This window comes from Dyella sp. 2RAB6 (assembly GCF_052115385.1).
In the GTDB taxonomy this organism is placed as follows: domain Bacteria; phylum Pseudomonadota; class Gammaproteobacteria; order Xanthomonadales; family Rhodanobacteraceae; genus Dyella_D.
This window is the reverse complement of record NZ_JBFRGP010000008.1, coordinates 185,186-197,199: the sequence shown is the minus strand read 5'-3', so window position 1 is coordinate 197,199 and position 12,014 is coordinate 185,186. Positions and strand designations below refer to the sequence as shown.

The 12,014-nt window shown below is 68.1% G+C and carries 8 protein-coding genes; 5 read left to right on the top strand and 3 right to left on the bottom strand.

Features of this window, described 5'->3' with window-relative positions; translation table 11 throughout:
- The coding region (locus tag AB4083_RS14105) for an IS30 family transposase (protein ID WP_441608659.1) at positions 1–937 on the top strand (937 nt) is incomplete at its 5' end.
- A gap of 350 nt (positions 938–1,287) precedes the next feature.
- Entirely contained in the window at positions 1,288–1,761 is a 474-nt protein-coding gene (locus tag AB4083_RS14100) for a GNAT family N-acetyltransferase (protein WP_441608657.1), read from the top strand.
- 6 nt (positions 1,762–1,767) lie between these two features.
- Here AB4083_RS14100 and AB4083_RS14095 read toward each other — a convergent pair whose 3' ends face one another.
- The 3 genes from AB4083_RS14095 to AB4083_RS14085 are packed head-to-tail and all read right to left on the bottom strand — an operon-like array spanning position 1,768 to position 7,172.
- A complete protein-coding gene (locus AB4083_RS14095) occupies positions 1,768–4,842 on the bottom strand; it encodes an efflux RND transporter permease subunit (protein ID WP_441608656.1) in 3,075 nt (1,024 codons plus the stop codon).
- 3 nt (positions 4,843–4,845) lie between these two features.
- Positions 4,846–5,745 carry a hypothetical protein gene (locus AB4083_RS14090; protein ID WP_441608654.1) on the bottom strand — a complete coding sequence of 300 codons (900 nt, stop codon included), beginning with the start codon at positions 5,743–5,745 and terminating at the stop codon, positions 4,846–4,848.
- Positions 5,742–7,172: a TolC family protein gene (locus tag AB4083_RS14085; RefSeq protein ID WP_441608652.1), complete on the bottom strand. Its 1,431-nt coding sequence runs from the start codon at positions 7,170–7,172 to the stop codon at positions 5,742–5,744. Before AB4083_RS14085 ends, AB4083_RS14090 begins: the two co-directional genes overlap by 4 nt.
- A 302-nt stretch (positions 7,173–7,474) precedes the next feature.
- On the opposite strand from AB4083_RS14085, the gene AB4083_RS14080 reads away from it, so the two are divergent.
- The 3 genes from AB4083_RS14080 (at position 7,475) to AB4083_RS14070 (ending at position 12,000) form a co-directional block, all read left to right on the top strand.
- On the top strand, positions 7,475–9,850 hold the full coding sequence (locus AB4083_RS14080; protein WP_441608668.1) for a TonB-dependent receptor plug domain-containing protein: 2,376 nt from the start codon (positions 7,475–7,477) through the stop codon (positions 9,848–9,850).
- Positions 9,851–9,979: 129 nt separating this feature from the next.
- Positions 9,980–11,554, top strand: a complete 1,575-nt coding sequence (locus AB4083_RS14075) for a flavin monoamine oxidase family protein (protein ID WP_441608666.1) — start codon at positions 9,980–9,982, stop codon at positions 11,552–11,554.
- Positions 11,554–12,000 (top strand): c-type cytochrome, encoded by a 447-nt coding sequence (locus tag AB4083_RS14070; RefSeq protein ID WP_441608650.1) that lies wholly within the window; start codon positions 11,554–11,556, stop codon positions 11,998–12,000. The genes AB4083_RS14075 and AB4083_RS14070 overlap by 1 nt, the downstream gene beginning before the upstream one ends.
- Positions 12,001–12,014 lie beyond the last annotated feature (14 nt).

Below are 12,014 nucleotides of genomic sequence, written 5' to 3'. Positions count from 1 at the left end.
ATTGGCCCGGGGCCAATCGTTGCGACAGATCGCTCGGGAGTTAGAGCGGCCGGCGTCGACGATCAGCCGGGAGGTCAAGCGCCATGGCGGGCGAGAGCACTACCGCGCCGAATCGGCGGATAGGCGAGCCTGGCAGAATGCACAACGTCCCAAGCGTTGCGTGCTGGCGAGCCGGCCCAGGCTGCAGCGGATAGTGGCCACCAGGCTCAAGCGGAACTGGTCGCCCGAACAGATTGCACGATGGCTCAAACGAACGTATCCCCACGACGAGACGATGCGTGTGTCGCACGAAACGATCTACCGAAGCCTGTACGTCCAATCGCGCGGCGCCCTGAAAAAGGAGCTGATGTCGCATCTGCGCTTTGAGCGGCTGATGCGGCAATCCAAGGCGGCAAGAAGTGTAGATGGCCGCGGAAAGATCCTAGATGCGGTATCGATCAGCGAACGGCCGGCTGAAGCCCAGGACCGCGCGGTGCCCGGCCACTGGGAGGGCGATCTGCTGTCAGGGAGCCATAACAGCCATATCGCCACGCTGGTGGAGCGTCAGACGCGCTACGTGATGCTGGCGAAGGTGTCCAGCAAACACACGCAGGAAGTGGTGGGGGCGCTCAAGCGCATGATCGGCAAACTGCCCGCCGAACTGCGGCGATCGCTGACCTGGGACCGGGGTAAGGAACTGTCGCGGCATAAGGACTTCAGCCTGGCGACCGACATGCAGGTCTACTTTTGTGATCCCCATAGTCCTTGGCAGCGCGGAAGCAACGAGAATACCAATGGATTACTGCGGCAATACTTTCCCAAGGGCATGGATCTGACGTCGCTGACTCAGGCGCAGTTGAACAAGGTGGCGCGTGAACTCAACGAACGGCCACGCAAGACGCTGGGTTTCTTGACTCCGGTCGAGAAGCTGCGGGAAGTTGTTGCATCGACCAGTTGAAACCGCCTATGAGAAAAGTTTATATAGACTTGACTTTGGGCAAGCAAGAGAAAGTAACTCGCCCCGCGGCAGCGGGGCGAAACACTCGCCAAAGGCGAGACCCATGTGCGACAGCACAACATCGAGCGCCACCGCTACTGGATGATTCGCTTCGCTCACCCCTTCGGGGCCGCCCTGCGGGCGTTCTTCGCGCTACGCGCTCGTCCGGCCTACGCCGGAATGACGAGTAGGGAGCGGCGAGCCAAACCCCAGCCAGCCCTCCTCGGAGCGGAGAAGAGGAAAGGCGGGACTTCCGCCGACCCGCACAACAGGTGTAGAACCGGAACCCGGTTCCCAAGACGCCCAAGCGCATGAGCGACCCGACGTTCCTGATCCGCCTAGCCGACGACGACGACGAATTCATCCTCGGCCTGGTCCCCCGCTTCGTCGACTTCCACCTGCCTGGCTGGCGCAAACGCCACGAATGCATCGACGGCATCCGCAAAGACCTCAGCCGCCACCTCGAAGAACAACCGGCCAACAGCTTCCTGTTCGTCGCCGAAGACGACGACGGCAGCCCGGTCGGCTTCGTCCACCTGCAGAAAACCCAGGACTACTTCACCGGGCGCGTGAACTGCCACATCTCCGACCTCGCCGTCGCGCACACCCACGAAGGCCAGGGCGTGGGCCGTGCCCTGCTCGAGCATGCCGAAACCTGGGCCCGCGAACACCGCTGCCACCTGATCACGCTGGCCGTGTTCCCGGGCAACGAACGTGCACGCAAGATCTACGAGGAAGCCGGCTACGGCGCCGACCTGCTGCGCCTGGCCAAACCGGTGCGCTGAGGCGCGCTAGGGCTTGACCAGGCGCAGATAGCGTCCGGCCAGCGCCGGCAGCAGCAGCAGGTTCAGCAGCGTCGAGCTGGCCAGGCCGCCGAGGATCACGATCGCCATCGGCCCCTCCACCTCGCGCCCCGGCTCGCCATTGCCCAGCGCCAGCGGCAGCAGGCCGAGCGCGGTCACCAGGGCGGTCATCAGGATCGGCGTCAGCCGCTCGCGCGCGCCGCGCAGCACGGTGTAGCGATTCCAGTGCGCACCCTCCTCGCGCACCAGATGCTCGTAGTGCGACACCAGCATGATGCTGTTGCGCGCGGAGATGCCGAACAGCGTGACGAAACCCACCAGCGCGCCGATCGACAGCACCGCGCCGGTCAGGCCCGCGGCGATCACCCCGCCCACCAGTGCGAACGGCACGTTGGCCAGCACCAGCGCCACGCTGCGGCGATCCGGAAACGCCGCCAGCAGCAGCGCGACGATGCCGACACCGGCCAGCCCGCCATGCAGCAGCAGATCGTGGCGCGCCTGGGTGGCACCTTCCGCGGTGCCGCCGAACTCCAGGTAATAGCCGGCCGGCAACGGCACGCTCTTCGCCAGCGCGGTACGCGCCAGCTCGACGAAGCCCACCACGTCGGCCGTGGCCGGATACACCGCCAGCACCAGCCGGCGGCGGCCGCCTTCGTGCAGCACGTTGGCACGGCCTTCGAGCAGGTCCGTGTCGGCCACCGATGACAGCGGCACGTTGCGTCCGGCCGGGCTGCGCAGCAGCAACTGGCCTACGGTCTCCGGATCGCGCTGCGCCGACGGATCGAGGCGCAGGCGGATGGCGATCGGCTGCACGCCGTCGAACACTTCGCCGGCCAGCACGCCCTGGTGCGCGGCGGCCACCGCGTCGAGCACGTCGGTCATGCGCAGGCCATAGGCCGCGAGGCGTTCCGGTTGCGGGGCGATGCGCAGGGTCGGCACGGTCGGCGCGTCCGACAGGCGCACCTTGCCGTTGCCCGGCACAGTTTGCATGGCCTGCTTCACCTTGGTGGCGAGCTGGTCGAGCGTGTCCAGCTCGTTGCCGTAGATGCTGATGCTCACTGGCGCGGTTTCGCCCGACAGCGATTCGCCGATGCGGTCGCCGAGGAAGGTCACCACCTCGCCGCCGAAGCCCGGATAACCATCGACCACGTTCTTCAGCGCGGTCTCGATGCGGATCTGCTCGGCGGCACCCAGCCCCGGCTTCAGCTCGACATGGAATTCGCTCTGGTTGGGCGGCCAGCTGTCCTGCACCATCTCGGCGCGGCCGACCTGCTGCGACACGGTGGCGACGCCTTTAATCGCCAGCACGTCCTTGCCCATGCGCTCGCCGATCCGCGTCATCTCTTCCAGCGAGGTGCCGCTCGGGCCCTGCAGCTGGATCACGAAATGCCCTTCGCGAAACTCCGGCAACAGCGCCGCGCCGAACAGCGGCAACACCGCCACTGCCGCCGCGCCCAGCAGCAGCGCGCCGATCAGCCACGCGCGGCCGTGCGGCATGGCGCGTTCCAGCAGCCGGTGCTGCGCCAGCTTCGCGCGCTTGAGCCAGCGCGGCTCGCGATGGCGCCGGTCGGCACGCAGCAGCAGCAGGCATAGCGCCGGCGTCACCGTCAGCGCCACCAGCAGCGAAGCGAACGTGGCCAGCAGGAAGGCGCCGGCCAGGGGCGCGAAGAAACTGCCCTGCAGGCCCGGCAGCAGCAGGATCGGCAGGAACACCAGGCCGACCACCACGGTGGCCAGCACCACCGGGCGGCGCACTTCCAGCGAGGCTTCGAGGATCACCTGCGCACGCTCGGCCGCGGCGCCGGCGCGGCGCAGGCGGCGCATCACGTTCTCCACGTCGATGATGGCGTCGTCCACCACCACGCCCAGCGCCACCGCCAGACCGCCCAGGGTCATGGTGTTGATGGTCCAGCCGAACCAGGGGAACAGCATCACCGCGACGGCGAGCGACAACGGAATGCTCAAGAACGAGATCAGCGCGGTGCGCCAGTCGCGCAGGAACAGCACCAGCACCGCCAGCACCAGCAGCGCACCGAGCAGCAGCGCACCGCGCATGTTCGCCAGCGCGACTTCCACGAAGGTGGCCGGACGGTGCAACGAGGAGATCATCGTCACGCCTTGCGCGGCGAGCATCGGCTTGAGCTCGTCCAGCGCGGCTTCCACCGCCCGCGTGACTTCCAGCGTATTGGCGCCGTACTGGCTGTTCAGCGCGATCAGCACGCCGGGCTTGGCCATGATGCGCGAGTCGCCGAACGCGGGCGCCGGCTGTGCGGCGACATCCGCCACGTCGGCCAGCGTGACGTTGCGCCCTGCGTGCTGCGTAATCACCGCCTGGCCGAGTTGCGCCGGGGTGGCGAGCGCGCCGTCCGCTTCCAGCACCACGCGCTGCGCGGGCGTATCGACATAGCCGGCGCCGCGCACGCCGCTGGCCGCCGCGGCGGCTACGCGCACGTCTTCCAGCGTGAGGCCGAATGCGGCGAGCCGATCCGGATGCACGCGCACCTGCCACTCGCGCACGCCGCCGCCGAACACGGTGACGTCGGCCACGCCGGCTACGGCGAGCAGGCGCGGCTTCACCGTCCAGTCGGCCAGCGAACGCAGCGCCAGCGGATCGAGCCTGTCGCTGAGCAGGCCGAACTTCAGCAGGTCCATGGTGGAGGACACCATCGGGCTGATGGTCGGCGCCTGCACGCCCTGCGGCAGCCGCGCGGCCGCTTCGGTGATGCGCTCGGCCAGCAGCTGGCGATCGCGGAACGGATCGCTGCCTTGCTTGAACACCGCGGTGATCACCGCCAGGCCCTGGATCGACTGCGAGCGCACCACCTCGACGTCGGTGCCGCCGTTGACGGCGTTCTCGACCGGCTGCGTCACGCGCTGTTCCACCTGCAGCGCGGTGAAGCCGGGCGCTTCGACCTGGATGGTGAGCTGGGCCGGTACGAAATCGGGGAACACGTCGTAGCGCGCGCTGCGCAGGTGCGCGACGCCGACCGCCAGCAACAGCGCGGCCAGCAAGGCTACCCACCACGGATGACGCAGCGCGCTGCGGACGATGAAGGTCAGCATGGCTCAGTCTTCTTCCGCCTTGTCGGCCGCGGGCGGCGCCGCGTCGAGCGCGATCAACGTTTCCGCGCCGCGCGCCACGGCTTTCTCGCCGGGCTTGAACGGCGCGCCGACGATCCAGCCCTCGGCGGTGATCGCCAGCGCGTTTACCGCGCGGCGTTCGAAATGCGTGGCGTCGGTGGCGACGTAGGCCCAGGCCAGGCCGTTCCAGCGCACCACGGCACTACGCGGCAGCAGCACGCCGGTGGCGCCGGCAGCGGCGCCGCGCATCCGCGCGGTGAGCGTCATGCCCGGCATCAGGCCTGCGCCCGGCGCTTCGAGCAGCCAGCCGCCGGCCAGACCCGAGGTGCTGCGTGGCAGCGGTCCGAGCACGCGCGCCGTGACATCGCCCGGCCGCAGCAGTGCACCGGCGGCCTGGAATCCGGCGGCGGGTACGGCCAGCGGTTCGGCCTTGAGCCACGCCATGCGCCCGTCCAGCAGGCTTTCGGCGCGCGCATGCAGCGCCTGCGCATCCAGCGCGGCGATGGCGCTGCCCCAATCCATGCGCAACTGGGTGCGCACCTGCTGCAACTTCGCTTGATCGACCGCTGCCTGAGCGCGCGCGGCCTCGACCGCTTTGCGCGACATATTGCCGTCGGCCGCGAACAGCGCCTGCACGCGGCGCGCCTCTGCATTCGAGGCATCCGCGGTCGCCTGCAGCGCGGCGATATCGTCAGCCGTTTTCGCCAGCGTGGACGGATCCAGTACTTCGACGGTGGCCGCCAGCTCGACCGGCGCCTGCGCGGCGCGCAGCTCGACCAGCGCGAGGCCGAGGCGCGTCTGCGTGGCGGCATCGACCTCGGTCGCCGCAGCGTCGGCAATGGGCAGCGCGAGCGATGCAAGCAGCAATAGACGAACGGCGATCATGGCGAATCTCCAGCATGGCCCGCTGCGCGCAGCAACTCGGCCTCGTTGCCTTCCAGCGGTGTGCGTACGGCGTCTTCCAGCGCGCCCAGCGCCTGCTGGGCCTGGCCGGCGGCGGTGAGTTGCGCCTGTGCGGCGGTGACGGCGGCCAGTTGTGCATTGAGCACGGCGATGCGGTCGTCCTCGCCGTGCGCGTAGCCGGTGGCAGTCTGCTGCTGCAGGCGGGCGGCGGCAGCGTGTCCATGTGCCGCGGCGTCCAGCGCCTGGCGTGCGGCGGCAAGCCTGGCGGCGGCGCCATCGATCTCGCTGTCGATGCTGGCCTGGACCGTTTCGATATGGCGGCCGGCGACTTCGCGCCGCGCTTCGGCTTCGGCGATCGGCCCCTGGTTCTGGTCGAACAGCGGCAGCGTGGCGCCGAGACTGAATTGCAGTTTGCGCACGCCGTGGTCGTACGTGTAGCCGGGGCCGATGCTGATCTGCGGGTATTGCATGCGCACCTGCTGGCGCAGTTCGGTTTCGCGGCTGGCGTAGTCGACCAGCGCGCGTTCCAGATCGGGGCGCGAGAGGCGTGCCTGCGCGGCGAGTTCGCCGAGTCTGGCGGCCGGCGGGTCCGGTGGCGATTCGAGATCGTCCCAGGCGAGTGCGACACCATCCAGCGCGTGCACCGGCACACCCACCGCGCGGGCCAGCCGTGCACGCGCATCGGCCACGCGCTGCGCGGCAGCGGCGGAGGCATCGCGCGCCTGCGCCAGCACGAGCGCCACCTGCAGCACGTCCGCCGGCATCGCTTCGCCCAGTGCGCGGCGGTGCTCTTGTGCTGCCTGCAGCGCGGTCGCCTTGGTCACCGCATCGTCGGCCAACGCATGCTGGCGGTCGCCCAGCAGTACGTCGGCCAGGGCCGCGCGCAAGTTGCGGCGCACGTCCCACACTTTCTCGGCGTAATCGAGCCGCGCGGCGCGCACGCCCGCATCGGCCAGGTCCGCGCGCAGGCGGCGGCGCACGGCGGTATCGATCAGCCAGTTGGTGCTCACGCCCCACAGCCACGGACTGCTGCCGGCCTGGTCCTGGGTGTAGCGCTCCAGCGCGAGGTTCACCGAGGGATTCGGCAACGCTTTTGCCGTGCGTACCGCGGCATCGGCTTCGGCCAGATGCGCGCGTGCTTCGGCCAGATCGGGATTGAGCACCAGCGCGGCCAGCAACAGTTCGCCGCGGCCGTAGCGTGCGGGCGGCCAAGCCTCCCGCAGCGCCGGCGCCAGGCGCGCGGCGAGTGCCGGATCGTCCAGGCGGCGGGCCTGCCACTGCGCGGCGGTGGCGGCGGGATCGATGGGCCGTGCCTGGTAGTGCGCGCAACCGGTGAGCGCGACGAAGGCGGCAGCAAGAATGGCGCGGCATCGATCGAGCCACCGACGATGCAAGGGGAGATATCGCATCTGCCGCATCTTCCAGGGCGCGTCTTAGACCGCGCTTAGGTCTGGCGGAAACGTAAAATTCTGCTGCGCCGCAAAAAACGGACCGGGCCGATGATTACAGCGCATTTACACGCGAATGACCAGATGTTGACGCACCGCAGCAATCGCGCTTAGCCTCAAACCGTCGCAGCGCTGGGGAGGATTTGCTGCGACGCAAGATCCAGGCATGGAGCCCGCCACTGACTGCCTGACCGGGGAAATTCGCAATGACCAAACGACTCAAGCGGCGCCTGCCGGCGGCCGCGCTGGTACCTCTTTGTTGTATGAACGCCCTCGCCGCCTCGACGGCCTGGGCCGATGAAACTCCCACCGCCGATCCGGCATCGCCCGAGAAGGCCAAGCAGCTCCAGCAAGTCGTTGTCACCGGCACGCGCAGCACCGACCGCACCGCTTCCGAGTCCCTCGCACCGATCGACGTACTGACCCCCGCGGATCTCAACGCCACCGGCAGTACCGACCTGGCCAGCGCCCTGAGCAGCCTGCTCCCTTCGCTGGACTTCCCCCGCCCCGCCATCAACGACGGCAACGACGCGATCCGGCCGGCGAGCCTGCGCGGCATGTCGCCGGACCAGGTGCTGGTGCTGGTCGACGGCAAGCGCTATCACACCACCAGCCTGGTCAACTACAACTCGGCGATCGGCCGCGGTTCGGCGCCGGTGGATCTGAACTCGATTCCGATCGCCGCGATCGATCACATCGAGGTGCTGCGCGATGGTGCGGCAGCGCAGTACGGCTCCGACGCCATCGCCGGCGTGATCAACGTGGTGCTCAAGCGCGGCGGCGCCGAAGGCGGCAACAGCGTGACCGCCAACGGCGGTCGCATGGACAAGGGCGACGGCGCGCAGAACGGTGTGCAGGGCAGCATGGGCATTCCACTCGGCGGCACCGGCGGCAACGCGCCGGGTTGGATGCGGGTGGCGTGGAACTACCAGAACGCCATGAACACCAACCGCGCGGAGAATCGCGACAAGTCCACCACGCTGGCGGGCGCGCCGAATCCGAGCGGCATTCCGTACGAGCGCTACGGCGACCCGGCGGTCAAGACCTACCAGCTGCTGCTCAACTTCGGCTACCAGATCACCTCGGGCGTCGAGCTGTACGGATACATCAACGGCAGCAAGCGCGACGTGACCTCCAACGGCTATTACCGCGCCTACAACTCCGCCCGCAACGTGCCGGCGCTCTATCCGAACGGCTTTCTGCCGCAGATCGTCAACCACAGCAACGACATCGCCGCGGTACTGGGCCTGCGCGGCACCACCGCGAGCGGTTGGCACTGGGATTTCTCGGCCGACCACGGTGAGAACAACCTGGCGTTCGACATCGCCAACAGCGTCAACACCAACCTGTACTACACGCACGGCTACTCGCCGACGTATTTCAACGCCGGCACCTTCCGCAACAAGCAGAGCGTGGCGAACCTGGACCTGAGCAAGGATGTGCACGTCGGCTTCCTGCCCAATCCGGTGACGCTGGCGTTCGGTGCGGAATACCGCAAGGAAACCTACGTGATCGACGCGGGCGATCCGGATTCCTATTTCTTCGAACCCACTACCCTGATTCCCGGCAGCACCACGCCATACGCCGGTGGTTCGCAGGTGTTCCCGGGCCTGACGCCGCAGGTCGCCGGCAGCTTCGGCCGCCACAGCGAGGCGGCTTATGTGGATCTTGAAACGGACCTGACCAGCAAGCTTTCCGCGGGCCTGGCCGGCCGCTACGAGCACTACAGCGATGCCGGTTCCACCCGTTCGGGCAAGCTCTCCGCGCGCTACCAGTTCACCGACACGTTCGCCCTGCGCGGCACCGCTTCCAACGGCTTCCGTGCACCGTCCTTGGCGCAGCAGAACTACGAGTCGGTGGTAACCCTGATCCAGAACGGCACGCTCGCGCAGATCGGTACTTACCGCACTTCCGATCCGGTGGCGATCGCACTCGGGGCCAAGGCGCTGAAGCCGGAGAAGTCGACCAACTACGGTCTCGGCGCGGTATGGCAACCGTGGGACGATTTCAGCGCGACGCTGGATCTGTACCAGGTGCGCGTGGCCAACGCGATCCTGTATTCGGACCAGATCGCCGTGAGCATCCCCAACAGCCAGGTCACCGGCGCGCAGTTCTTCGTCAACGGCGCCACCACGCGCACGCGCGGCGCGGACCTGATCGCCAACTATCGGATGGACCTGGACGGCTGGGGCCGGCTCAACCTCACCGCCAGCGGCAACTACAACAAGACCAAGGTGCTGGAAGTCTCCACGCCAGCGTTCGGCCGCGCCAGCGAAGGCCTGCTGACCGCGTCCACGCCGCGCACCAAGTACGTGTTCAGCGGCGACTGGCAGCTCCAGGGCTTCGGCCTGCATGCCAACCTGACGCGCTACGGCTCGGTGATCCGTCGCGGCGATGCCGACGACGGCAGCCAGGACCAGAAGTTCGCCTCGCGCTGGCTGCTGGACCTGAGTGCCAGCTACGCATGGCAGGCATGGACCTTCACCGCTGGTGTGGACAACCTCACCAACCAGTACCCGACCAAGGCTTCGCTGGCCAACGTATACGAGGACCGCGCCGACGGCCTGCAGTATTCCTCGCTGTCGCCGTTCGGTTTCAACGGCCGCTACTGGTACGGCAAGGTCGCCTATCGCTTCTGACGGTATCCCCTCCGCGCCGGCGTGCGCGGAGGGGTGCAACGAGCTGCCCTCGCGGCATTCCGTATCCAAGGTCAGAGGTGATCGATGCACGATGAACAGCCTTACCGCGCGGGCGATGCCCCGCGCTCGATGAAGCGGCGCGACCTGCTGCGCATGATCGGCACCGCCGCCGGCAGCGCGGCGATGTACCAGGCGATGAGCAGCCTGGGCCTGGCGGCCGAGTCAACCTTTCGCGGCGCACCGCCGCTGGAGGGCGCGCCGCGTGGCGCGTCCGTACTGGTGCTCGGCGCCGGCATCGCCGGCATGGTCGCGGCCTACGAGTTGCGCCAGGCCGGCTACCAGGTGCAGGTGCTCGAGTACAACCAGCGGCCCGGCGGCCGCAATTGGTCGCTGCGTGGCGGCGACCGCTTCACCGAGCTGGGCGGCTTCACCCAGCACTGCCAGTTCGACGACGGCTTGTATCTCAATCCAGGGCCATGGCGCCTGCCGTATCACCACCACGGCATCCTGTCCTATTGCCGAAAACTGGGGGTGCCGCTGGAACCGTTCGTGCAGGTCAACCACAACGCTTACCTGCACAGCACGAACGCCTTCGGCGGCAAGCCGCGACGCTATCGCGAGATCAACGCCGACTACCGCGGCCACGTGGCCGAGCTGCTCGCCAAGTGCACGCGGCAAGGGCAGCTGGACCAGGCCGTGACGAAAGAGGACCAGGAACTGCTGCTGGAATCGCTGCGCGATTGGGGCGCGCTGGACAAGCAGTTCGCCTACGCTCGCGGCGAAGCGAGCAGCAACCGGCGCGGCTACGACCGCGATGCGGGCGGCGGCCTCTCCGCCAGGCCGGTGCCATCCACGCCACTGGGGCTGAAGGACGTGCTGGGTTCGCGCCTGTGGAGCCACCTGGTGGCCGGCGAGATCTACGAGTTCCAGACCACGCTGTTCCAGCCGGTGGGCGGCATGGGGCGGATCGGCGAGGCCTTCGGCCGCGAGCTGAAGAGCGTGGTCCGCTACGGCGCGAAGGTCACCGCCATCGAGCAGGACGAACGCGGCGTCACCGTCGCCTATGAAGACGCGGGCGCGCCCGGCACCACCCATACGGCGAGCGCGGACTGGTGCGTATGCACCATTCCGCTGTCGATCCTCGGGCAATTGCCGCTCAAGGTGTCATCGGCCATGGCCGAGGCGATCGCGGCGGTACCCTATGCCGCCTCGGTAAAGATCGGCCTGCAGTTCAAGCGGCGCTTCTGGGAACAGGACGAGCACATCTACGGCGGCATCACCTACACCGACCTGCCGATCGCCAATATCAGCTATCCCAGCACCGGCTTCCACGGCGGCGGCAAGGGCGTGCTGCTGGGCGCCTATATGTGGGGACTCGACGCCTACCAGTTCACCGCGATGACACCGGAGGAACGCGTGCGCAAGGCGGTGGACTACGGCAGCCGGATCCATCCGCAGTACCGCGACGAATTCGAGCACGGCGTCGCCGTGGGCTGGCATCGCTCGCCGTTCACCCTTGGCTGTTTCGGCGTGTGGTCCGAGCAGGCGCGCGAACGCCACTACGACAACCTGTGCCAGCTCGACGGCCGCATCGTGCTGGCCGGCGAGCACGCTTCGTATCTGCCGGCCTGGCAGGAAGGCGCGGTGACGTCCGCGCTGGACGCCATCGAACGTATCCATCGACGCGCGACAGGAGGCACCTGATGCAACGAAACAACCGATGTCTTCGGCTCGCTTTGAGCGGCGCCGTTCTGCTGCTCGCCGCGGGTACGGCGCGGGCGCAGTCGTCCGATCATGCCGTGCATGCGCGTGAGCGGCTGGTCGCCGCCGACGGCGAGGCCGTGTTCCGCGGCATCTGCCAGGGCTGCCATATGCCCGACGCCAAGGGTGCACGGGGCGCAGGCACGTATCCGGCGCTGACCGGCAATCCGCGCCTGGCCTCGCCGCAGTACATGGCAGCGGTGATCCTGCATGGCCGGCGTGACATGCCTTCGTTCAAGCCCCCGCCGGATGGCGAAGATCGCTTCGTGCGCGATGCAGGACTCAGCGACGCGCAGATCGCCGGCGTGATCAACTACATCCGCACGCATTTCGGCAACCAGTACACCGATAGCATCGGCGCCGACGACATCGCCGCGATGCGCCGTTGATTTCATCTCCCACA